The organism is Specibacter cremeus, from assembly GCF_003946885.1.
Classification (GTDB): domain Bacteria; phylum Actinomycetota; class Actinomycetes; order Actinomycetales; family Micrococcaceae; genus Specibacter; species Specibacter cremeus.
The window spans coordinates 298-23864 of record NZ_RWKQ01000061.1 but is presented as its reverse complement, the minus strand read 5'-3'; the positions used below and the strand labels follow the sequence as shown (position 1 = coordinate 23864).

At 68.7% G+C, this 23567-nt stretch carries 16 protein-coding genes and 1 pseudogene; 13 read left to right on the top strand and 4 right to left on the bottom strand.

Annotated elements, in window-relative coordinates; all coding sequences use genetic code 11:
* A partial coding sequence (locus EJC77_RS18410; RefSeq protein WP_205787492.1) for a hypothetical protein occupies positions 1 to 853 on the top strand: 853 nt, incomplete at its 5' end.
* Between the two features lie 67 nt (positions 854 to 920).
* Here the strand turns inward: EJC77_RS18410 and EJC77_RS18405 are convergent.
* Positions 921 to 1781 (bottom strand): class I SAM-dependent methyltransferase, encoded by an 861-nt coding sequence (locus tag EJC77_RS18405; RefSeq protein ID WP_125616143.1) that lies wholly within the window; start codon positions 1779 to 1781, stop codon positions 921 to 923.
* Positions 1782 to 1855: 74 nt separating this feature from the next.
* Between EJC77_RS18405 and EJC77_RS18400 the strand changes: the two genes are divergently transcribed.
* Positions 1856 to 2602, top strand: coding sequence for a phosphoglyceromutase (locus EJC77_RS18400; RefSeq protein WP_125616140.1), 747 nt, complete (start codon positions 1856 to 1858; stop codon positions 2600 to 2602).
* Positions 2603 to 2687: 85 nt separating this feature from the next.
* On the opposite strand, the gene phoU is transcribed toward EJC77_RS18400, so the two are convergent.
* Positions 2688 to 3350: a phosphate signaling complex protein PhoU gene (gene phoU / locus EJC77_RS18395; protein ID WP_125616137.1), complete on the bottom strand. Its 663-nt coding sequence runs from the start codon at positions 3348 to 3350 to the stop codon at positions 2688 to 2690.
* Positions 3351 to 3518: 168 nt separating this feature from the next.
* On the opposite strand from phoU, the gene EJC77_RS18390 reads away from it, so the two are divergent.
* On the top strand, positions 3519 to 4691 hold the full coding sequence (locus EJC77_RS18390; protein WP_240630358.1) for a sensor histidine kinase: 1173 nt from the start codon (positions 3519 to 3521) through the stop codon (positions 4689 to 4691).
* A 31-nt stretch (positions 4692 to 4722) separates the two neighbouring features.
* On the top strand, positions 4723 to 5403 hold the full coding sequence (locus EJC77_RS18385; RefSeq protein WP_125616134.1) for a response regulator transcription factor: 681 nt from the start codon (positions 4723 to 4725) through the stop codon (positions 5401 to 5403).
* Between the two features lie 30 nt (positions 5404 to 5433).
* Here the strand turns inward: EJC77_RS18385 and EJC77_RS20535 are convergent, their stop codons facing one another.
* Positions 5434 to 6006 (bottom strand): hypothetical protein, encoded by a 573-nt coding sequence (locus EJC77_RS20535; protein ID WP_240630357.1) that lies wholly within the window; start codon positions 6004 to 6006, stop codon positions 5434 to 5436.
* A 233-nt stretch (positions 6007 to 6239) separates the two neighbouring features.
* Here EJC77_RS20535 and EJC77_RS18375 point away from each other — a divergent pair, with 233 nt between their 5' ends.
* The 6 genes from EJC77_RS18375 to glgX all read left to right on the top strand — a co-directional run bounded on the left by EJC77_RS18375 (position 6240) and on the right by glgX (position 12887).
* Positions 6240 to 6722, top strand: a complete 483-nt coding sequence (locus EJC77_RS18375; RefSeq protein ID WP_125616131.1) for a CarD family transcriptional regulator — start codon at positions 6240 to 6242, stop codon at positions 6720 to 6722.
* Between the two features lie 96 nt (positions 6723 to 6818).
* Positions 6819 to 7652 (top strand): IspD/TarI family cytidylyltransferase, encoded by an 834-nt coding sequence (locus EJC77_RS18370; RefSeq protein ID WP_125616129.1) that lies wholly within the window; start codon positions 6819 to 6821, stop codon positions 7650 to 7652.
* A complete protein-coding gene (gene ispF, locus EJC77_RS18365) occupies positions 7649 to 8161 on the top strand; it encodes a 2-C-methyl-D-erythritol 2,4-cyclodiphosphate synthase (RefSeq protein ID WP_125616126.1) in 513 nt (170 codons plus the stop codon). The genes EJC77_RS18370 and ispF overlap by 4 nt, the downstream gene beginning before the upstream one ends.
* Complete coding sequence (gene cysS, locus EJC77_RS18360; RefSeq protein ID WP_125616123.1) at positions 8158 to 9573, top strand: cysteine--tRNA ligase; 1416 nt, start codon at positions 8158 to 8160, stop codon at positions 9571 to 9573. Before ispF ends, cysS begins: the two co-directional genes overlap by 4 nt.
* Before the next feature lie 173 nt (positions 9574 to 9746).
* On the top strand, positions 9747 to 10742 hold the full coding sequence (rlmB, locus tag EJC77_RS18355; RefSeq protein ID WP_125616120.1) for a 23S rRNA (guanosine(2251)-2'-O)-methyltransferase RlmB: 996 nt from the start codon (positions 9747 to 9749) through the stop codon (positions 10740 to 10742).
* Between the two features lie 3 nt (positions 10743 to 10745).
* Positions 10746 to 12887 carry a glycogen debranching protein GlgX gene (glgX, locus tag EJC77_RS18350; protein ID WP_125616118.1) on the top strand — a complete coding sequence of 714 codons (2142 nt, stop codon included), beginning with the start codon at positions 10746 to 10748 and terminating at the stop codon, positions 12885 to 12887.
* Between the two features lie 233 nt (positions 12888 to 13120).
* Here glgX and glgP read toward each other — a convergent pair whose 3' ends face one another.
* The gene (glgP, locus tag EJC77_RS18345) at positions 13121 to 15736 is read right to left on the bottom strand and encodes an alpha-glucan family phosphorylase (protein WP_205787490.1); all 2616 of its coding nucleotides are present in this window, start codon (positions 15734 to 15736) and stop codon (positions 13121 to 13123) included.
* A 229-nt stretch (positions 15737 to 15965) separates the two neighbouring features.
* On the opposite strand from glgP, the gene EJC77_RS18340 reads away from it, so the two are divergent.
* From EJC77_RS18340 to glgB, 3 genes and pseudogenes are all read left to right on the top strand, one after another.
* A complete protein-coding gene (locus tag EJC77_RS18340) occupies positions 15966 to 17966 on the top strand; it encodes an alpha-1,4-glucan--maltose-1-phosphate maltosyltransferase (RefSeq protein WP_205787493.1) in 2001 nt (666 codons plus the stop codon).
* 1 nt (position 17967) lies between these two features.
* Positions 17968 to 19743, top strand: a complete 1776-nt coding sequence (gene treS, locus EJC77_RS18335; protein ID WP_125616112.1) for a maltose alpha-D-glucosyltransferase — start codon at positions 17968 to 17970, stop codon at positions 19741 to 19743.
* Positions 19743 to 23313: pseudogene (gene glgB, locus EJC77_RS18330) on the top strand (1,4-alpha-glucan branching protein GlgB). Before treS ends, glgB begins: the two are co-directional and overlap by 1 nt.
* The last annotated feature ends 254 nt before the right edge of the window (positions 23314 to 23567 follow it).

The following is a 23567-nucleotide window of genomic DNA, read 5'->3' as shown; positions in this document are numbered from 1 at the left end:
ACAGAACCAGGACCCCGGAAAACCGCGAAATCCCCGCCACGGCGGGGATTTCACACGTCACCCCCCACGTAACTTCGGATTAAAAGCTCATATTGTCTCGGCCGACGGCGCTCCCGTCTACTCTCATTCGAGCGCCGCCCGAATCAATGGGCTGGAAGTCTGGGGCTGCGGCTCCAAGGTGCACGTGACGAATCCGTTCACGACAAACGGCCGCAGCAACTCGGCCGAGGTGATCGCACATACCCAGCCGCTCGCAGCGGAGGACGTCCTGGTCGTTGAGTTCGCCGGCCGGTTCATCACCGTCACATCGATCGAGCAGACGGTCCTGGATTGTGCACGCCTTTTCGGCGTGCCGCGAGCGGTGGTGACGGGCGATCATGCACTTCATCTGGGCGTAGATGTTGACTCAATGCGGCGCATGCTCACCGAAAGCCCGGTGCGCCGCGGATCCGCACGGGCCCGCGTGCTGCTGGATGCCCTTGACGCACGCAGCGAATCCGCAGGGGAATCGCGGACCCGCTGGCTCATGACGTCAATGAGATTGCCGATGCCGGACCTGCAGGTGGAGATTCCGACTCCTTTGGGGCTGTTCAGGGCTGATTTCGCGTGGCGTGAATTCATGCTGATCCTGGAATTCGACGGCGACAAGAAGTATCTGGGCACGCAGCCGACAGCCGAGGTCCTCCTGGCAGAACGGAAACGCGAGAATGCCCTGGTTGAACTCGGGTGGCAGTTCCTTCGCATTGAGTGGAAAGACCTCGCGGACCCGGCACGGCTGGAGGCCCGCATCCGTGCAGCCCTTGTCCGTGCGGGGGCGGCGCTTGACGGGCGAGGGCAGCTACTCTCCGCATGATCGGGCCGCGCCCGCTTATTCGGTTCTGGTCACCCCCGAATGTGCGGCCCACCCCCGAACGTTCAACTCACACTCCGGGGGCCACGGCGTCCCACGCCACGGTCAACTCGCCCAGCCGCCACCGCGACGGGGCGCGCGTGACAGGCCAGCCGGCATCGTACGTGGCGCGGCACATGGCGACCCAGCGCTGCCGGTGCCCGTAGACGGCCAGGGGTGCGGCGGCCAGCCAATGCCGGTCCAGGGCCTGCAGGAAACGGTGGACGTTCTCGCCGGGGATGTTGTGGTGGATGAGCGACTTGGGCAGCCGCTCGGCCAGCTCCGACGGCAGCTCGAACGCGCCGAAACGCATCGAGACGGTCAGCGACTGTGGGCCGGACCGGTCCAACCCCACCCAGGCGCTGCGGCGGCCGATCTCGTCACAGGTACCGTCCACGAACAGGCCGTGCGGGCTCAGCCGCGAGCAGACCGTGTCCCAGATGACACGCACATCGGCCTCGTCGTACTGGCGCAGCACATTGAACGCGCGCACCATGGTCACCTGGCCGGGCAACGGGATCTCGAAGCCGCCCACGCGGAAGTCCAGCCCGGCATGCTCCAGCGGCTTGGCGATGCGCACCCGTTCAGGCTCGATCTCGACCCCGGTGACATGGACGGACGGGCAGATGGCGGCAACACGGTCGTAGAGTTCGACGGCGGTCGTGGGGGCGCCCCCGTAGCCCAGGTCCACCACCACGGGTCGGGGCTCGCGCAACAGCCGCCACGATTGCGGGCCGGACAGCCACCGGTCCACGCGGCGCAGCCGGTTGGGATGGGTGGTTCCGCGGGTGACGTTGCCGAACGGTTTCCGCCCGGCCGGGCCGTGCGCAGAGAGATTGTGCGCCGTGGGGTTGCCGAAGACGCTCCTGACCCGTTGAGCGCGTTGAACCACCCGTCAAGTGTAGTCGCACCCGCACACCCGTAACGCATTCGGGCCCGCCAAGGGGCCCCGGTAGGATTAAGGCCATGACCTACAAGCTGATTCTGCTGCGCCATGGCCACAGCGACTGGAACGCGAAGAACCTGTTCACCGGTTGGGTGGACGTCGACCTCAACGACCAGGGCCGCGCCGAGGCCGTCCGCGGCGGCGAGCTGCTCGTGGAGAACAATGTGCTCCCGGACATCCTGTACACGTCCCGTCTCAAGCGCGCCATCAACACCGCCAACCTGGCACTGGAGAAGGCCGATCGCGGCTGGATCGACGTCAAGCGCGACTGGCGCCTGAACGAGCGCCACTACGGCGCCCTGCAGGGCAAGGACAAGGCCCAGACCCTCGCCGAGTTCGGCGAGGAGCAGTTCATGGAATGGCGCCGCAGCTACGACACCCCGCCGCCGCCGCTGGCCGACGACAGCGAATTCTCCCAGCTGGGCGATCCCCGCTACGCCGATCTCGGCAACGACGTCCCCCGCACCGAGTGCCTCAAGGACGTCCTCATCCGCCTGCTGCCGTACTGGGAATCGGACATCAAGGAAGACCTGAAGGCCGGCAAGACCGTGCTGGTCACGGCCCACGGCAACTCGTTGCGCGCCCTCGTCAAGCACCTTGACGGCATCTCCGATGAGGCCATCGCGTCCCTGAACATCCCCACCGGCATCCCGCTCGTCTACGACCTGGATGAGGACTTCGCCCCGATTACCCCCGGCGGCACCTACCTGGACCCGGACGCGGCGGCCGCGTCGATCCTGGCCGTCGCGAACCAGGGAAAGAAGTAGCGCGAAGCCGGTGGTCGAGCCTGTCGAAATCACCAAGGTCTCGACAGGCTCGACCACCGGCGGGCAGGCTCAATCACCGGTTCGATCAGCCAGCGAGGAAGTCCTCCGGCTGCCACTCGCCGGTGACCAGGTAGGACACCTTGCGGGCGACCGACACGCCGTGGTCGCCGAAGCGTTCGAAATAGCGGCTGGCCAGCGTCACGTCCACCGTCGTGGCGGGGTTCTCGTGCCAGTCCGGGGCGGCCATGGTTTTGAACACGCTCCGGTGCAGCTCGTTGATTTGCGCCTTGGCGGCCATGATGTCGTTGACCACGGTCAGGTCGCGGGAGTCGAGCAGCTCGGTGACCTTGCCGGCGATCGTGATGTCCAGCTGCGCCATCTGCGCGAACGTGACGGCCAGCCCGGCCGGGATGACCCGGTTCGGGTAGCGCAGGCGGGTCAGCTGGGCGATGTGCCGGGCCAGGTCGCCCATGCGCTCCAGCGACGCGCTCATGCGCAGCGATCCGACGATCATGCGCAGGTCACCGGCCACGGGGCCCTGCAGCGCCAGCACGTCGATGGCACGCTCGTCCAGATCGTTCTGCAGGAAATCGATGCGCGCGTCGGCGGCGATGACCTCCTCGGCCCGTTGCAGGTCCACGACGGCGAAGGAGGCGGCGGCCTTCGAGATGGCCGCCGATACCAGGATGGAAATCTCGCTCAGGCCCTCACCGATCTGGTGGAGTTCGGCCTGGAAAACTTTGCGCACGCGTCGCGTCCTTTCATGGGGGATGCTGTTGGCACAGCACTCGAGCATTGCCCAGCATCCCAGTGTGGAATGAACATGAGGGGGCGCACAAGTTAACGCTGGTTGAACTGTCGGCGTGCGCCGGTCCCACGGCAAAAACGGCCCCGTTCGTGCGCCTAAGCTAGTGGTGTGGATCCGGTCTTGATAGCGGTGTTCGCCGGCGTGGTGGGCCTGGCGCTGGGGGTTGTCGGCATGCTCGCCTTCGGCGCCAGCGAACGCTCCCGTCGGCGTGCCTTCGTGGTGCGCGAGCCCGCGCTGCCGGACGGATCCGCCGAGGTGCTCTCCGTGGTGGGGCGGGCCTTCATCGTCATCGACGCCGTGGACGGCGTCGTCCGCGCCAGCCCCGGCGCCTACTCGTTCGGCCTGGTGCGCGGCCACACCGTCATGCACAGGGAACTTCTCGACCTGGCCGGCCGCGTCCGTCGCGACGGTGTCATTGAGGAGCGCATGCTCAACCTGCCCCGCGGTGCCATATCGGGCCAGGGCGTCCTGGTGGTGCAGGTCCGGGTGGCCCCGCTGGGCGAGGAATACATCCTCATCCTGGCCGACGACCGCACCGAACTGGCCCGCACCGAGGCGGTGCGCAATGACTTCGTCGCCAACGTCTCGCACGAGTTGAAGACGCCCGTCGGCGCCATTTCGCTGCTCGCCGAGGCGCTCGAGTCCTCGCCCGACGACGAGGCCGCCGTGCGCCGGTTCGCCAAGCGCATGAACACGGAATCGGCTCGGCTGGCCGCGCTCGTCCAGGACATCATCGAGTTGTCCAGGCTGCAGGGCAAGGACGTGCAGCTTGACGCCGCGGCCGTGGAGATCGACGACGTCATCGCCGAGGCGGTGGACCGCACCCGGATGCCGGCGCAGGATAAGAACATCACGCTGGCCGTGGGCCAACTGGTCCCGGCCTGGGTGCACGGCGACCGGCAGCAATTGGTGACCGCGCTGCGCAACCTGATCGACAACGCGGTGCGGTATTCGCCGGCCAACACGCAGGTGGGCATCGGGCTCCAGGTGGGCGACGGCGTCGTCTCCGTCAGCGTTTCCGACCATGGCGACGGACTAAGCACCGAGGACCAGAACCGGGTGTTCGAGCGGTTCTACCGTGTCGACACCGCCCGGTCCCGGCATACCGGGGGCACCGGGCTGGGCCTGAGCATCGTCAAGCACATCGTCTCCAACCACGGCGGCGAGGTGACCCTCTGGTCCACCCCGGGCATGGGGTCCACGTTCACGCTGCGGTTGCCGCAGCTGGCCGAGCCGGCCGCGCAGGGGCGCCGTGCCCCCGCCGGGCAGAAGCATTCATGACCATCGGAAGAAGAAGCGAGGAATCCCAGGCGTGAGCAGAATCCTGATCGTCGAGGACGAGGAGTCCATCAGCGACCCGTTGTCCTTCCTGCTGGAACGGGAAGGGTACGAGGTGGAGGTGACCGACAACGGGCTGGACGCGCTGCTGGCGTTTGAACGCAACGGCGCCGACCTGGTGCTGCTGGACCTGCAGCTGCCCGGCATGAGTGGGACCGAGGTATGCAAGCATCTGCGCCAGCGCTCCAGCGTGCCCGTCATCATGCTCACGGCCAAGGACTCGGAGATCGACAAGGTCGTGGGCCTGGAGCTGGGCGCCGACGACTACGTGACCAAACCGTACTCCTCGCGCGAACTGATTGCCCGCATTCGCGCGGTCATGCGACGCCAGGGTGAGCCGGAGGAGCTGGTCAGCTCGACCGTCCACGCCGGCATGGTGCGCATGGACGTCGAACGGCACGTGGTGACCGTGCGCGGCGAGGCGGTGTCGTTCCCGCTCAAGGAGTTCGAGCTGCTGGAGATGCTGTTGCGCAACGCCGGGCGCGTGCTGACGCGCGGCCAGCTCATCGACCGGGTGTGGGGGTCCGACTATGTGGGGGACACCAAGACGCTCGACGTGCATGTGAAGCGGATCCGCTCGAAAATCGAACCGGACCCGGCCGCCCCGCGCTACCTCGTCACCGTCCGCGGGCTTGGCTACAAGTTCGAACCCTGAGCGCGCGGAAGCGGCCGCCGCGGCGGGGCTCTACGGGGTCGGGGTGGCCGACGCCGTGGCGGATTCCTTGGCCAACGGCGTGGCCGACTCGGTGGGCGTCGCCGGGGCGGTCGGCACCAGGGTCGAGTATTCGTGCAGCGTCCCGTTCAGGATCGGCACATCGAAGGTGCGGGACTGCTCGCCCGGGCCCGTCTGCGTCAGCGTCAGCTTCTCGACGGCGCCCGGCATCTGGGTGACGGAGCCCAGGATGGCGGAGTCACTGGTCCCGTCCAGGAGGTACGGCACGCCGGGCTTGACCGTGATCTGGGTCTGGGCGCCCTGGTCACCGCTGAAGGTCAGGGTGATGTCCGCATCCGAGGTGTTGTAAACCGCGCCGATGATGCGGCCCGGCTCGCCCTTGCCATTGGACACGATCAGGATGTTGCGCAGTTCCAGTTTGCCAAGGTCCGTCCGCACACCGTCGGAGACGGAGACGACCATGGTGGTGCTCTGCGGGTTGATGGCGCTGCACCCCGTGAATGCCATGGCGCCGACCGCGATGGCCGCGATGACGCCCAGGCGCTGTACTCGATTGGTTCCGCGCATGCCGGCAGCGATACTCACGTCGGTAGCTCCTCATGAAAAAGTCGAAAGATGATCCGGCACCAGCTTATCCACAAAATCGAGCGTTCCCGTCGCGTTGCACGAAGACCGGTCTCGCGTCAAGGGGTTGGCCAACTCCATTCGCTGGAACAATTGCGCCAGCAGCGTACCCGCACAGGGCGCTGACCCGCGGAAACTCAAGGGAGGCGGGGGTGATCCATGGTAAACTTAAGTCTTGGAAAGGGAGAATCCACATGCTTTTTGAGGTCGGCGAGACAGTAGTTTACCCCCACCACGGTGCAGCGAAGATCGAGGAGATCAAGATGCGCACTATCCGGGGTGAGGAGAAGATGTATCTCAAGCTTAAGGTGGCTCAGGGGGATCTAACCATTGAAGTTCCGGCCGAGAACGTGGACCTGGTTGGGGTTCGCGACGTGGTCGGCAAGGAAGGCCTGGAGCACGTGTTCGACGTGCTGCGGGCGGAGTTCACGGAGGAGCCCACCAACTGGTCCCGCCGCTACAAGGCCAATCTGGAGAAGCTGGCGTCCGGCGATGTCATCAAGGTCGCCGAGGTCGTTCGGGACCTGTGGCGCCGGGACCATGATCGTGGCCTGTCCGCCGGCGAGAAGCGCATGCTGGCCAAGGCCCGGCAGATCCTGATCTCCGAACTGGCACTGGCCGAGAAGACGGACGAGGAGAAGGCCGCAACGGTCCTCGACGAGGTTCTGGCCTCCTAGCCATTTTCTAGCCATACTTTCTGCCCGGAAGCCCCGGTGCTGCTTGCAGCACCGGGGCTTCCCATGTCCGGGGGCGCCACCGGCTACTGTGGAGCCATGAACGAACACGCCACCAACACGTTCGCCGTGGTGCTCGTGGCCGCCGGATCCGGTGAGCGGCTGGGCCACGGAATCCCGAAGGCGCGTGTGCTGTTGGGCGGTGAGCCGATGCTGGTACACGCCGTACGCGGCGTGCTGGCCGCCGGCTGCGCCGCCCAGGTCTGCATCGCCGTCCCCCCGGGCGACGACGAACTGCGGGGCATCGCCGAGGCGTTGACGGTCGAGACGGCCGGCACCGGCGCCCCCGCGATCAGCGTGGTCGACGGCGGCACGGACCGGGCCGCGTCGGTCCGGGCCGCGCTGGACGTCCTGGACCCCGCCATCACGGCGGTGCTCATCCACGACGCGGCCCGGCCCCTGACGCCGGTGGTCGTCTATGACCGCATCACCGAAGCGCTCGACGGCGGCGCCCGGGCCGTGATCCCGGCCCTTGCCGTCGTCGACACCATCAAGATCGTCGAACCGGCGCGGCTGCCGGGCACCGACGCAACCGAGGCGCCCGGCGCGCCGCACGTGCCCGCCGTCGAACGCGTCCAGGGCACGCCGGCGCGCAGCCGGCTCCGCGCCGTGCAGACCCCGCAGGGCTTCGACCTGACCACGCTGCGCCGGGCCCACGCCGCAGCCCAGGACGCCGCAGCCCAGCACGCCGCCGGCGCCGCGGCCACGCCACCGGAGGTCACCGACGACGCCATGCTCGTCGAGGCGCTGGGCGTTCCCGTCTACGTGGTCCACGGGTCGCCGCACAGTCTGAAGATCACCACCCCCACGGACCTGTTGCTGGCCGAGGCGCTGCTGCAGGATCCGCTCGCGCCGCGCTGGGTCGAGGGATGACGGCGCTGCCGCGCACCGGCATCGGCGTCGACACGCACGCGTACGCCCCGGCGGACACGCCCGCCCCGTTGTGGCTGGCCGGGCTGCACTGGCCCGGCGAACGCGGGCTGGCCGGGCACTCCGACGGCGACGCGGTGGCCCATGCCGCCGCCGACGCGCTGTTCTCCGCCGCCGGCGCGGGCGACCTGGGCGCCCATTTCGGCACGGACAGGCCCGAATTCAAGGGCGCCAGCGGCGTGACCCTGCTGGCGGAGGCGGCGAGGATCGTGCGGGCGGCCGGCTACGATATCGGCAACATCGCCGTCCAGTTCGTGGGCAACCGGCCGAAGTTCGCCCCGCGCCGGGGCGAGGCCGAGGCTGCCCTGGGCCGGGCCGCCGGGGCACCGGTGTCCGTGAGCGCCACGACCAGCGACGGGCTCGGCTTCACCGGCCGCGGCGAGGGCATCACGGCCATCGCGACGGCCTTGGTCGTCCGGGTGGAACGCGGAGACGGTAGCCTAGAGCCGTGACCCTGCGATTCCACGATTCCGCCACGAACGCCGTCCGCGACTTCGTCCCGCTCCGCGCGGGCCAGGCCTCCCTGTACTACTGCGGGGCCACGGTCCAGGGGGAACCCCACATCGGCCACGTCCGCTCGGCCCTCGCCTTCGACCAGCTCACCCGCTGGCTCACGCACCGCGGCTATGAGGTCACCGTGGTGCGCAACGTGACGGACATTGACGACAAGATCCTGCTCCGGGCCGAGGAATTCGACGAGCCGTGGTGGGCCCTGGCCTACCGGTTCGAGCAGGCCTTCGAGGACGCGTACGACGCGCTGCGCATCCTCAAGCCGACGTATGAGCCGCGCGCCACCGGGCACATCCCGGAAATGCACGCCCTGATCGCCCGCCTCATCGAGCGCGGCCACGCCTACCCGGCCCCGGACGGCTCCGGCGACGTGTACTTCGACGTGCGCTCCTGGTCCGAATACGGCTCGCTGACCCGGCAGAACATCGACGACATGCAGGCCGCCCCGGACGCCGACCCGCGCGGCAAACGGGACCCCCGCGACTTCGCCCTGTGGAAGGGGCACAAGCCGGGCGAGCCGGACACGGCCAGCTGGGATTCGCCGTGGGGCCCCGGCCGGCCCGGCTGGCACCTGGAGTGCTCGGCCATGGTCACCAAGTACCTCGGCGCCGAGTTCGACATCCACGGCGGCGGCCTCGACCTGCGCTTCCCGCACCACGAGAACGAGCTGGCCCAGTCCCGGGCCGCCGGCGACGGGTTCGCGAACTTCTGGATGCACAACGGCATGGTCACCTACGAGGGTGAGAAGATGTCGAAGTCGATCGGCAACACCATCAACCCGGCCCAGATGCTGGCGCTGGCCCGCCCGCTGGTGGTCCGCTACTACCTGGGCCAGGCGCATTACCGTTCCGTGCTGGATTACCGGCCCACATCGCTCACGGAGGCGGCGGCCGCCGTCGAACGGATCGAGACGTTCCTGCATGCCGCGCTCGCGCGCCTGGCGCGCGAGGACGGGGCCCCGGCCGGCGTGGTGCCGGACGCGTTCGCCGCCGCCATGGACGACGACCTGAACATCCCCGCCGCCCTGGCCGTATTGCACGAGGCGGTGCGCGCCGGCAACACCGCGCTGGCCGGGAACGACGACGACGGCACACGCCATTCGCTGCAGGCGGTGGTCGGCATGACGAGCGTGCTCGGCATCAACCCGCTCGATCCGACGTGGCGCGCCGGCGAAGGCTCCCCCGCGGAGCACGACGCCTTGGACGCGCTCATCACGGCGCAGCTGGAAGCGCGGGCAGCAGCCCGCGCCGCCAAGGACTGGGCCGCCTCGGACGCCATCCGGGATACGCTGGCCGCGGCCGGCATCGAGATCGCCGATGCGGCGTCCGGCTCCAGCTGGTCCCTGCGAAAATAGACCCCCGGTTAACTGCCACGCGACGAAATCCGCCCATACCGGATAAACTGTGCCGTACGGGTTTTCACTCGACCGTCCCACGCACCCACATTCCGTGCCGGCAGCGTGTCGCGCAGAACAACAGACTTCGGACGCCCTGATGGGCCTCCGGCACCAATCGTAAGGGTTTCACCATGGCCAACAATCAACGCCCCGGCGCCGTGCGCAAGCTGAAGAAGGGCCCCAGCGTCGGCACGGGCGGCCACGGCCGGAAGGCGCTGGAAGGCAAGGGCCCCACGCCGAAGGCCGAGGACCGCACCTACCACAAGGCGCACAAGAACAAGCAGCTGGCCGAACGGTCCGCGGCCAAGCGGGCGAACCAGCGCGGCGGCGCGCGCGGGCGCGGCGGCCCCAAGGGCCGCGCCACCGAGGAACTTGTCACGGGCCGCAACTCCGTTCTCGAGGCGCTGCGTGCCGGCATCCCGGCCAAGGCGCTGTACGTGGCCGTGCGCATCGACGTGGACGAGCGGGTGCGGGAGTCCCTGAAGCTGGCCGCCGACCGCGGCATCCCGCTGATGGAGGCGCACAAGCCGGAACTCGACCGGATGACCGAGGACGCCGTCCACCAGGGCCTGGTCCTGCAGATCCCGCCGTACGACTACGCGGACGCCGTGGACCTGGCCCAGGAGACCGTGACGAAGTGGAAGAAGGGGCACATCGGTGCTGCCCCGCTGATCGTCGCGCTCGACGGGATCACCGATCCGCGCAACCTTGGCGCGATCATCCGCAGCGTCTCGGCGTTCGCCGGGAACGCCGTCGTCGTTCCCGAACGGCGCAGCGTCGGCGTCACCGCGTCGGCCTGGAAGACGAGCGCCGGCGCCGCCGTGCGCGTGCCGGTGGCCAAGGCGCCCAACCTCAACCGCGCGCTCGCCGCGTTCAAGGACCTGGGGTTCTATGTGTTGGGGCTCGACGGCGGCGGCGACGTTGCGCTGCCCGACCTCACCGTGGCCACGGAGCCGGTGTGCCTGGTGGTCGGCTCCGAGGGCAAGGGCCTGTCGCGGCTGGTGCGCGAGAATTGCGACCAGATCGTGTCCATCCCGATCGATTCGGCCATGGAATCGCTGAACGCGTCGATGGCTGTTGGCATCAGCTTGTACGAAATCTCCAAGCTGCGCGCCGCCGGGGCATAGCGCATGCCGGTCACCGTCGTCCAGGAGGTCGGCTCGCTGGGTGCTGCCGTGTCGCGGTCGTTCCCGCTGGGCGTGAGTGCGGCCGCGGGCGGACGCGGCCCGGCGGCCGCGAACGTCGCCGTCTACGCCCCGGCGTGGCGGGACGTTGTGCTGTGCTACCAGCCGCCGGGCGGGAGCTGGCGCGCGCTGCGGCTGCCCGATGTCACCGACGGCATCCACCACGGCCTGGTGGACGACATGCCCGTCGGCACCCGGTACGGTTTCCGGGTCGGCCTTCAGCCGCAGACGCCCCTCCCCGCGAGCGTCGACCCCGAGGCCGAGCAGCTGCTGCTGGACCCGTACGGCAGGTACATCGACGAAAGCAAGGTCGGGGCCTCCACACGGTTCTCGTCCGTGCGGATGGCCGCCGAATTCGACTGGGGCGGCGTCGAACGGCCGCATGTGCCGTGGCGAAACACCGTCTTCTACGAGGCACACGTGCGCGGCCAGACAATGCTGCACCCCGACATCCCGGAGGGGATTCGCGGCACCTACGCGGGCATGGCACACCCGGCCATGATCGCCCACCTGACGGAGCTGGGCGTGACCAGCGTCGAATTGCTGCCCATCCATTTCCACCTCGACGAGGCGCACTTCGACGACACCAAACTGTCCAACTACTGGGGCTACAACCCGCTCGGGTTCTTCGCCCCGCATGGTGGCTATGCCAGCGCCGCGGCGCAGGCGGCCGGTCCGCAGGCCGTGCAGGACGAGCTCAAGGGCATGATCAAGCTGCTGCACCAGGCCGGCATCGAGGTGGTGCTGGATGTGGTGTTCAACCACACGGCCGAGGGCGGCGCCGGCGGTCCGGCGCTGAGCTGGCGGGGGCTGGCCGACGAGCAGTATTACCGGCATGCCGACGGCCACTACGTGGACACGACCGGGTGCGGCAATTCGTTGAACTTCGGAAATCCACGCGTCATCCAGCTGGCGCTGGACTCCCTTCGCTACTGGGTCGAGGAGTTCCACGTCGACGGGTTCCGGTTCGACCTGGCCGTGACGCTCAGCCGCAACGCAGCCAACGAGTTCCGCCCACAGCACCCGTTCCTGATTGCCGCGGCCGCCGACCCCGTGCTGTCCGGGACGAAGCTCGTGGCCGAGCCGTGGGACGTCGGGTTCGGTGGCTGGCAGACCGGCCGGTTCCCGGTGGGATGGGCCGACTGGAACGACTCGTTCCGTGACACCGTGCGACGGATCTGGCTGAGCGACCGGGCCGCGTTGACGGCGGGAACCCCGGCGGGGTCGCTGGCCGGGCTGGGCGATGCCCTCGGCGGATCGGCCAACCTGTTCGCGGCGTCCGGGCGTGGCCGGCTGGCGTCCGTGAACCTGGTGACGACCCATGACGGATTCACCCTGGCGGACCTGACCGCCTTCAACGAGAAGCACAACGAGGACAACGGCGAGGGCAACCGCGACGGGTCGGACAACAACCGCAGCTGGAACCACGGTGTCGAGGGCATCACGAACGATCCGGGCGTGCTGGCCGCGCGGGCGCGCACGGGACGCAACCTGATGGCCACGCTGTTGTTGTCGATCGGCGTCCCGCTGATCACCGCCGGCGACGAATTCGAACGCAGCCAGGGTGGGAACAACAACGCCTACTGCCAGGACAACGAGATCACCTGGCTCGACTGGTCGTTGGATGCGTCCGCCCAGGAAATGCTGGCGGCGACAAAACGGCTGATCCACCTCCGCCGTGATTTCCTGGCCGACCAGCCCAGCTCGTACCCGGCCCGCGGCGAGGAGAACGACCTGCACTGGTACGGCGCGGACGGGCGCCCCATGACGCCGGGGCGCTGGAACGACCCGGCGGAACGTGTGCTGGGCATGCTGATCGGCGCCGATGACGGCCTGGCGGCCGGATTCATCCTCTTGAACACGGGCGTGCGCGACGTGGTGGCCACGCTCCCGGCGGCCGCCGGCGCCATTCCCGTTGGGGCCGCGGGGCGCTGCTTCCGGCTGCGCATGACCACGGCCGCTCCGTCAACGGGCGACGACGGGCGGCCCACCTTCGCGCTGCCCGACACCGTGGAACCAGTGCCGGCCGGTGGCACGGTGCTGGTGGAGGCCAACACGGTGCAGATCTTCCGGGTCGAATCCGCCTGATCCGTCGGTGGTCGAGCCCGGGCCACCGGTGGTCGAGCTTGGGCCCACGGTGGTCGAGCTTGTCGAGACCCCGATTTCGACAAGCTCAATCACCGGTGGTCGAGCTTGTCGAGACCTGGTGGTGATTTCGACAGGCTCAATCACCGACACGCTCAATCACCGGTGGTCGAGCTTGTCGAGACCCGATTTCGACAGGCTCAATCACCGACACGCTCAATCACCGGCCAGGGCCGTCAGGTCGTCGCGATGAGCCCCAGCTCGGCCGGGCCGGCCAGCGCCGGGTGCCGCGGCAGGACCCTGACGCCGTAGCCGAAGCTGCCGGACCTGTCGATGAGCAGATCCGCCGCGAATTGGAAGCGGCCCAGGCCCAGGTCCTCGACCTGCGCGAGTGGCAGCGTGCGGATGTCGCTCAGGTCGTCCGTGTCGTCGGTGCTGCCGTACTCCACCTCGATGGTGACGTCCTCCGGGCGCAGCCCGGCCAACTGGACCGACGCGCGCACCTGCAGCGTGTCGCCGATCTGCGGTTCGTCGGACAGCCCATGCGACTCGACGTGTTCTACGCCGACCCCGCCCCACCGTGATCTGACATTGGCGATCCAGCGGGCCAGTTCGCGCGCCTGGGCGAAATCGTTGTCCGCCGCCGTCCGGCCGGCATCGGCGGCCGGCTGGTACAACGTGAGCACGTAGTCCTTGACCATGCGTTCGGCGGACACCTGCGGGCCCAGGTGGGCCAATGTGTGCTTGATCATGGCGATCCAGTGTGCCGGGAGTGCGGTGCCGGTGGCCTGCGACGCCCCGGCCGCACCGGCGGCCTCCGTGACGGTGTCCCCGTAGAAGCGTGGTGCGACCTGGTTTTCCAGCAGCTCGTACAGGGCAGCCGACTCGATGTCGTCACGTTCCGCGTCGCCGGTGCCGTCGTTGGCGCTCGGTATCGCCCAGCCGTTCTCGCCGTCGTACATTTCGTCCCACCAGCCGTCCATGACGGACAGGTTCAGCGACCCGTTGATGGCCGCCTTCATCCCGGACGTGCCGCACGCCTCCAGCGGGCGCAGCGGGTTGTTCAGCCACACGTCGCAGCCCGGAAACAGCGTGCGGGCCATGGCGATGTCGTAGTTGGGCAGGAACACGATCCGGTGCCGGACCTCCGGGTCGTCGGTGAAATGCACCAAGTCCTGGATCATCTTCTTGCCCGCGTCGTCGGCCGGGTGCGATTTGCCCGCAATGACGAGCTGGATCGGGTGTTCCGGGTGCAGCAGCAGCGCCTTGAGCCGGGCCGGGTCGCGCAGCATGAGCGTCAGGCGCTTGTACGTGGGCACGCGGCGGGCAAAGCCGATCGTCAGCACGTCCGGGTCCAGGGCCGAGTCGGTCCATGTCAATTGGGCGTCGGCGGCGCCGCGCTTCTTCCACGCGGAACGCAGACGACGGCGGGCATCCGTCACGAGTGCCGAGCGCAGCCGCCGGCGCAGGTCCCACACCTCGGCGTCGCTGACGTCGTACACCTTGGACCAGTTGGGGCCGTCGAGCACCTCGGCGCCGAACTTCTCCCTGGCCAGCTCGGCCAGGTGCGGGTCGACCCACGTCGGCACGTGCACGCCGTTCGTGACGGAGGAGATCGGCACGTCGTCGTGGTCGAAGCCGGGCCACAGCCCGGCGAACATGGACCGCGACACGACCCCGTGGAGTTTGGCCACCCCGTTGGCCCGCTGGGCCAGGCGCAGCCCCATGACGGCCATGTTGAACATGGAGGGGTCGCCGCCGTCGTAGTTTTCCTGGCCGAGCTCCAGGATCCGGGGCAACGGCACGCCCGGGGCCAGCCCGGCGGAGAAGAAATGTTCCACCATGCTGGCCGGGAACCTGTCGATGCCGGCCGGCACGGGCGTGTGGGTCGTGAACACGGTGGAGGAGCGGCCGGCGGCCAGCGCCTCATCCCAGGACAGCGGGTGCGAGGTGATTTCCGGGTCCATGAGCTCGCGGATGCGCTCTATGCCGAGGAATCCGGCGTGGCCCTCGTTCGTGTGGAACACCTCGGGGGCCGGCGTCCCGGTGAGGCGGGCGTGCACGCGCAGCGCCTTCACCCCGCCCATGCCCAGCAGCAGTTCCTGGGCCAGCCGGTGGTCGCCGCCGCCGCCGTACAGCCGGTCGGTGACGGAACGGGCGGCCTCGTCGTTGCCGGCCACATTGGAGTCGAGCAGCAGCAGTGGCACCCGTCCGACGTCGGCCCGCCAGATCTGTGCGCGCAGCGCCCGACCCTCGGGCAGCGGCAGCACGATCCGCGCCGGCGTGCCGTCGGCCTCGCGCAGCAGCGTCAGCGGCAACGAAGCCGGGTCCAGCAGCGGATAGGTCTCCTGCTGCCACGCGTCGGCGGACAGCGCCTGCTTGAAGTAGCCGGCCTGGTAGAGCAGACCCACGCCGACCAGTGGCACGCCCAGGTCCGAGGCGGCCTTCAGGTGGTCGCCGGCGAGGATGCCCAGGCCGCCCGAGTACTGCGGCAGGACCTCGGTGATGCCGAACTCGGGGGAGAAGTAGGCGATGGCGCGCGGCGCGCCCTCGTCGAGTGTCTGATACCAGCGCGGCTCGTCGAGGTATTCGGTCAGGCTGGCGTCCGCCGCCGCCACGGCTGCCACGACCTCCGCGTCCGCGGCCAGTTCCTGCAGCCGCTCGCGCGGGACCAGGCCCAGCATGGCCAGCGGATCCTGCCGCGCCTCCTCCCACAGCTCCGGTGCCAGGGACTCGAACAGGCGGCGCGTGGGCAGGTGCCACGACCAGCGCAGGTTGGTGGCCAGGCGCGACAATGCGGCGATTTGCGGCGGGAGCACGGTGTGGACGGTAAATCTGCGAATGGCCTTCATGCCGGTCACCCTAGCGCACAAGGATGGCGAAGTGGTGTCCGGCGAATCACACCGGGAAACATTACGCACCGGGGGTAACGATCAGGGCGCCGGGGCACGTTTTTCCCGCACGTCTTAGCAATCGGCGGGCATTGTCGCTAACGTCTAGATCGTGAGTACCTTGAGCAAGTCACACGGGCGCGGCCCGGTCGCCGCGGGCACCGCCACGGCCCCGTTCCGGCTCGACGCACTGCGGTTCGGCCGCATTCCGATCACCGACGTCCAACCCGTGATCGAGGGCGGACGGTTCCCGGCCAAGGGCGTGCCCAACGGCGAGATCCGGGTGGCCGCCACCGTGTTCCGCGACGGCCACGACGTCCTCGGCGTCACCGCCGTGCTGTACGACCCGGCGGGGGACGAGGCGGCACGCACCCGCCTGCGCAGCCTCGGCAGCGGCAACGACCGGTGGGGCGGCACGGTCACGCCCACGGCCGAGGGCCGCTGGAGTTTCGTCATCGAGGGCTGGACCGACGATTACGAGACCTGGCACCACAACGCCGCCATCAAGATCTCCGCCGGCGTCGACGTCGAGGTCATGTTCGCCGAGGGCGCCGCGCTGCTGTCCGCGGCCGCGAAGAACACGGCAGCGGCCGTCGACGCGAAGACCTTCAAGGCGGCCGCCAAGTCCCTGGCCGACACCAGTCTCAACGCGACGGACCGCCTGGCCGCGGGGAGCAACGCGGCGGTACGGGCCGCCGTCGTCCGTCATCCGCTGCGCTCCCTGGTGACGCGCAGCGTTCCGTACCCCATTCTCGTCGAACGCGACGCGGCCGGGCGCGGCGCCTGGTACGAGTTCTTCCCGCGCTCCGAGGGGGCCGTGCGCGACCCGGACACCGGCGCCTGGACCAGCGGCACGTTCACGACGGCGGCCCGTCGCCTCCCGGCGGTCGCCGCCATGGGCTTTGACGTCGCGTACCTTCCGCCGATCCACCCGATTGGCACGGTCCACCGGAAGGGTCCGAACAATTCGCTCGTGGCTGGACCGGGTGACCCGGGCTCGCCGTGGGCCATCGGCTCCGCCGCGGGAGGCCATGACACCATCCACCCGGATCTGGGCACGTTCGCCGATTTCGACACGTTCGTGGAGCGTGCCCGGGACTGCGGCCTGGAGGTGGCGCTGGACCTGGCGCTGCAGTGCGCGCCGGACCATCCATGGGCCGTGACGCACCCGGAATGGTTCACCACCCGGGTGGACGGGACGATCGCGTATGCGGAGAACCCGCCGAAGAAGTACCAGGACATCTACCCGCTGAACTTCGACAACGACCCGGAGGGCCTGTCCCGGGAGATCCTGCGCATCGTGCGCCTGTGGATCGACCATGGTGTGCGCATCTTCCGCGTGGACAACCCGCACACGAAACCCGTCTGGTTCTGGGAATGGCTGATCGGCACGGTCAACGCCGAGCATCCCGACGTGGTGTTCCTGGCCGAGGCGTTCACCCGGCCGGCCATGATGGCGGCGCTGGGACGGGCCGGCTTCCAGCAGTCGTACAGCTATTTCACATGGCGAAACACGAAGGACGAATTGGCGGAATACCTGCACCACGTCAGCCACGTGTCGGCCGGCTATTTTCGGCCCAATTTCTTTGTCAATACCCCGGATATCCTGACCGAATACCTGCAATACGGAGGTCCGGCCGCATTCAAGATTCGCGCAATTCTCGCCGCCACGTCCAGCCCGCTGTGGGGCGTTTATGCCGGCTATGAATTGTTTGAACATGTGGCCCGGCCGGGCGCCGAAGAATACCTCGACAACGAGAAATACGAATACCGGCCGCGGGACTTCGCCGCGGCCGAGGCGGACGGAAAGTCGCTCGCGCCGTACCTGACTCGGCTCAACGCGATCCGGCGGGCCCACCCGGCCCTGCTGGACCTGCAGAACCTGTCGCTGCATGAGAGCTCCGACCCGGCCACGCTCGTGTACAGCAAGCACAAGGTCATCCCCGCCACGGACGGGCGACCGGCCGTGAAGGACACCATCATCGTGGTCGTCAACGTCGACCCGCACAGCGCCCGGGAAGGACGGGTCACGCTCGACCTGGACGCGCTAGACCTGGACGCGCTGGCACCGGATGGCACGTTCGTCGTCGACGACCTGCTCACCGGCGCCAGCTGGAACTGGGGCAAGAGCAACTACTTCCGGCTCGACGCACGCCTGGAGCCGGCCCACATCCTGCATGTGAGGAGATGACTTGGCCTACCTGCCAGCCAGCAGCGCCCCGCAGTTCCACCTGGAGGCGCCGGGTCTGCAGTACGACCCGCACTGGTACCGGAAGGCGGTCTTCTACGAGGTCCTCGTGCAAAGCTTCGCGGACGCCAACGGTGACGGTTCGGGCGACTTCTCCGGGCTGATCGCGCGCCTCGACTACCTGCAGTGGCTGGGCGTGGACTGCCTGTGGCTGCCGCCGTTCTTCGACTCCCCGCTGCGCGACGGCGGCTACGACATCCGCGACTACTATTCGGTCCTGGCCGACTACGGCACGATCAAGGATTTCAAGAACCTCGTCGCCGAGGCGCATGCGCGCGGGGTGCGGGTGATCATCGACGTGCCAATGAACCACACCTCGGACCAGCATCCGTGGTTCATTGCCGCCCGCGAGGACCCGGAGGGCCCGTTCGGCGACTTCTACGTGTGGAGCGACACGGACCAGTTGTACCCGGATGCGCGCATCATCTTCGTCGACACCGAGCAGTCGAACTGGACGTTCGACGCCGTCCGCCGCCAGTTCTTCTGGCACCGGTTCTTCTCCCACCAGCCGGACCTTAACTTCGAGAACCCCGCGGTCATCGACGCCGTCTTCGACGTGGTGCGGTTCTGGCTGGACCAGGGCATCGACGGGTTCCGCGCCGACGCGGTCCCCTACCTGTTCGAGGAAGAGGGCACGAACTGCGAGAACCTGCCGGCCACGCACCGGTTCCTGCAGGACCTGCGCGCCATGGTGGACCGCGAGTACCCGGGCCGCATCATCATCGCCGAGGCCAACCAGATGCCCAACGACGTGGTGGCCTACTTCGGCACCGAGGAGACGCCCGAATGCCATATGGCGTTCCACTTCCCCATCATGCCGCGGCTGTACTACGCGTTGCGGGACCAGAAGGCCGCACCCATCATCGAGACCATGCGGGACACCCCCGACCTGCCCCGGGGCGGGCAGTGGGGCACATTCCTGCGCAACCATGACGAGCTGACCCTGGAGATGGTCTCCCCGGAGGAGCGCGAGGCCATGCTCGGCTGGTACGCGCCCGATTCGCGCATGCGCGCCAACATCGGCATCCGGCGCCGGCTGGCCCCGCTGCTGGACAACTCCCGGGCGGAGATCGAGCTGATCAACGCCCTGCTGTTGGCGCTGCCCGGCAGCCCGTTCCTGTACTACGGGGACGAGATCGGCATGGGTGACAACATCTGGCTGGATGATCGCGACGCCTCCCGCACCCCCATGCAGTGGAACCCGGACCGCAACGCCGGGTTCTCGGCCGTCGACCCCGGCAAGCTGTACCTGCCGGTCGTGCAGTCGCTCGTCTACCACTACAACCACGTCAACGTCGAGGCGCAGATGGCGCACGCCAGCTCGCTGCTGCACTGGAACCGCCGGGTCCTGGCCGTGCGCAAGGCCCACCCGGCGTTCGGGCTGGGGCGGTATGAGCAGCTTGAGTCCTCCAGCGACGCCGTCCTGGCGTTCCTGCGCGTGCTCCCGGTCGGCAACCCGGAGGACGCCACGCCGGAGACGATCCTGTGCGTGTTCAACCTGTCCCAGCATCCGGTCGCCGCGACGCTGGCCATCCCCGAACTGGCCGGCCGCGGCCTGCGCGACATCTTCGGCGGCAGCGTGTTCCCGTCCATCGGCGACGACGGCATGCTGACCCTGACCCTGGGCAGCTACGACTTCTTTTGGCTGCGCGTGCGCTCCAGCGCGTCAACCGAGACACAGGCCATGCCCGTCGTGGGCGGGTCGGACCAGGGCTACTGATGATCGCCGACCCCGTGCTCGAACGCCTGCTGGCCGCCTGGCTGCCGCAGCGGCGCTGGTACCCGGCCAAGGGCGGCGGGGCCGGTGCGCGGATCACCGGCGGATTCGAGCTGGCCCGGGGCCGCGCCGATGTCGCCTTGCGCGTGGCGTTCGTGGAGATTGACGACGCCGGCACACCCGTCACGCTGCAGGTGCCGGTGAGTGTGCGGGCCGGCAGTCTCGGCGCGGACCCGGGTGCGCTGATCGGCCGGGCGGATGCCGCGTGGATCTACGACGGCACCCATGACCGGGACTTCGTGGCCGCCTGGCTGGACCTGGTGTCCGGTGTGGCCGGGATGGCCGAATCGGCCGGGACGGATCCCGCGCCCCTCGTCGCGTGGTGCAGCGACCGGCTGCGCCGCGCGCACCCGGGACGGCCCGGCGGGGAGCTCGGCGCCGTCCGCGTGGTGGCCGGTGAGCAGTCGAACACGTCCGTCGTGGTCCGGGATGGCGCGGGGCAGCTGATGCTGAAGTTCTACCGGGTGCTGCAGCCCGGCCGCCACCCGGAGGTCGAGGCCGGCCGGGCGCTGGCCGCTCTCGACAATCCGCATGTGCCAACCCTGCATGGGGCCGTGCAGTTTCGGATGGCCGCGGGCCTGTCCACGCTCGGGGTGGTCCATTCCTTCGTGGCCGGTGGGCGTGACGGGTGGGAGCTGGCGCTGACCGCCGCCCGCGCGGGTACGGACTTCCAGGCCGAGGCGCGGGCGCTCGGCGCCGCCGTGGGCAGCGTGCACGCGGATCTGCTCGCATCGCTGGGGCCCAGCCCCGCGGACGCCGCGGGTCCCGGTGGCCTCGTCGAGGCGATCATCGACCGGCTCGACTGGGCGTGGGCGGCGGCGCGCACCGCCGTCGGACCCTATGACGACGCCCTGGAGGGCGTAAAAGCGCGACTGCGCCAAATAACCGACCTGCCGGACTGCCAGCGCATCCACGGGGACCTGCACCTGGGCCAGGCACTGCAGGCCGGCGGTGGCGGGCGCTGGTATGTGCTCGACTTCGAGGGCGAGCCGCTGCGACCGCTGGCCGAACGCGGACTGCCGGACCTGCCGCTGCGCGACGTCGTTGGCATGCTGCGCTCCTTCGACTATGCGGCCGCGCAGTCCGACGACGGCACCGGCAGCACGGTGACGTGGGCGCGTCGGGCGTCGGCGGCGTTCCTGGCAGGGTACGGGCTGACCCGCCCCGGCACGGTCGACACACGGTCGGCGCTGTTCGAGGCGCTGTGGCTGGACAAGGCGTTGTACGAGGTCGTCTACGAGTTGCGGAACCGGCCCGACTGGATCTGGGTTCCGGTGCGGGCCGTGCGGGAAATACTTGGAACCGAAGGAAAGTGGTGTTGACATGGCGCAGGGAAAGCCGATGACGGTCGAGGCGGGCGTGCTGGCCGCCGTAGCGGAGGGTGCCTACTATGCGCCGCATTCGGTGCTGGGCGCCCACCTGAACGACGACGGCCAGGTCACCATCCGCACATTGCGGCACCTTGCGCAGTCCGTCGCCGTCGTCACCGACGACGGCAGTGTGCCCATGACGCACGAATACGGCGGCATCTGGACGGCCGTGCTCGCCCCCGGGGTGCCCGGCCGTGTGCCGGACTACCGGCTGGACGTGACCTATGCCAGCGGCACCAGCCGGGTCGACTGCCCGTACCGGTACCTGCCGACGGTCGGGGAGCTGGACCTGCACCTGATGAACGAGGGGCGGCACGAGAAACTGTGGAACGTGCTCGGCGCCCACACCCAGCGTTACCACACCGTCATGGGGGAGGTCACCGGGGTCAGCTTCGCCGTGTGGGCCCCGGCCGTGCGGGCCGTCCAGGTGATCGGCGACTTCAATTCCTGGGACGGGCGCCAGCATGCCATGCGCAGCATGGGCACCAGCGGCGTGTGGGAGCTGTTCATCCCGGACATCGGCGTCGGGGCGCGGTACAAGTTCAAGATCCTGGGCCGGGGCGGGCAATGGGTGGAGAAGGCCGACCCCCTCGCGTTCGGCACCGAGGTGCCGCCCCTGACAGCCTCCGTGGTGGTCGATTCGACCTACAAGTTCGGCGACGGGGACTGGATGCGCCGGCGGGCCGCGACCGATCCGCACAACGCGCCCATGAGCGTGTACGAGGTGCACCTCGGCTCGTGGCGGCTGGGGCTCGGCTACCGGGAGCTGGCCACGGAATTGGTCGACTACGTCCAATGGCTCGGCTTCACGCACGTCGAGCTCATGCCTGTGGCCGAACATCCATTCGGTGGATCGTGGGGCTACCAGGTCACGTCCTACTATGCGCCGACGTCGCGCTTCGGGCACCCGGATGAGTTCCGGTTCCTTGTCGACGCACTGCACCAGGCCGGCATCGGCGTCATCATGGACTGGGTGCCGGCGCACTTCCCGAAGGACGAATGGGCGCTGGCCCGATTCACCGGCGAACCCGTCTACGAACACGCCGACCCGCGGCTGGGCGAGCACCCTGACTGGGGGACGCTGATCTTCGACTTCGGCCGGAACGAGGTGCGCAACTTCCTCGTGGCCAACGCGCTGTACTGGCTCGAGGAGTTCCACATCGACGGGCTGCGGGTGGATGCCGTGGCGTCCATGCTGTATCTGGACTACTCACGGGAGGATGGCCAGTGGAGCCCGAACAGGCACGGCGGGCGGGAAAACCTCGAGGCGATCTCGTTCCTGCAGGAGGTGAATGCGACGGCGTACCGCCGCTACCCCGGCGTCGTGACGATCGCCGAGGAATCCACGGCGTTCCCGGGCGTCACGGCGCCCACCAGCGCCGGCGGGCTCGGCTTCGGCCTCAAGTGGAACATGGGCTGGATGCACGACTCGCTCACGTACATGGCCGAGGACCCGGTGAACCGCAGCTGGCACCACAACCAGATCACGTTCTCGATGGTCTACGCGTTCACCGAGAACTTCCTGCTGCCCATCAGCCATGACGAGGTGGTGCACGGGAAGGGGTCGATGCTGGGCAAGATGCCCGGGGACAGGTGGCAGCAGCTGGCAAACCTGCGCGCCTACCTGGCGTTCCAGTGGGCGCACCCGGGCAAGCAGCTGATCTTCATGGGCACCGAGTTCGGCCAGGAAGCGGAATGGAGCGAGCAGCACGGGCTGGACTGGTGGCTCGCCGAGCTACCCGCGCACCGTGGCCTGCAGCGGCTGGTCAAGGAGTTGAACGCGGTGTACCGCACGACGCCGGCACTCAGCTCCTTGGACAATGTCGCGGAGGGCTTCGCCTGGGTCAACGGCGGCGACACGGAGGCCAATGTACTGTCATTCATCCGTCGCGACCCGGACGGCAACCCGCTCGTGTGCGTGGTGAACTTCGCCGGCAACCCGCACGAGGACTACCAGGTCGGATTGCCCTTTGCCGGGCCCTGGGCCGAGGTGCTGAACACCGATTCCGCCGAGTTTGGCGGCTCCGGCGTGGGCAGCACCGCGATCACGGCCGCGGCGGAGCCGTGGGACGGCCAACCGGCGTCCGCCCGCCTTCGCGTCCCACCGCTCGGAGCCGTCTATCTGCGCCCGAGCACGCCGTGACGGCTCGGTCCGGTGGGGCGCCGACCCGCGGGTGGCATTCCCGCCGGAACGGTGCTAGAGTTGTATCCCGCCGAACGAACGGATTCCGATCCGGACGTCCACTCGGGAAGACCTACCAACCAACCGGATTTACGGTTATTGGGCGTGTTCGCAGACGCAAAGTCTGATGAACATGCGGGAAATCCCGAATTGACATTCAATAAGTTCGTGCGGTAGGTTTGTGTGGTTGCTCCGGTGCCGGTGGTCCCCTGGTT

Bases quoted from the DNA above. Each gene is read 5' to 3' on its own strand.
- EJC77_RS18370 (WP_125616129.1), top strand. From the start codon at position 6,819: ATGAACGAACACGCCACCAACACGTTCGCCGTGGTGCTCGTGGCCGCC.
- glgX (WP_125616118.1), top strand. From the start codon at position 10,746: ATGCCGGTCACCGTCGTCCAGGAGGTCGGCTCGCTGGGTGCTGCCGTG.
- rlmB (WP_125616120.1), top strand. From the start codon at position 9,747: ATGGCCAACAATCAACGCCCCGGCGCCGTGCGCAAGCTGAAGAAGGGC.
- ispF (WP_125616126.1), top strand. From the start codon at position 7,649: ATGACGGCGCTGCCGCGCACCGGCATCGGCGTCGACACGCACGCGTAC.
- glgP (WP_205787490.1), bottom strand. From the start codon at position 15,736: ATGAAGGCCATTCGCAGATTTACCGTCCACACCGTGCTCCCGCCGCAA.
- EJC77_RS18375 (WP_125616131.1), top strand. From the start codon at position 6,240: ATGCTTTTTGAGGTCGGCGAGACAGTAGTTTACCCCCACCACGGTGCA.
- EJC77_RS18400 (WP_125616140.1), top strand. From the start codon at position 1,856: ATGACCTACAAGCTGATTCTGCTGCGCCATGGCCACAGCGACTGGAAC.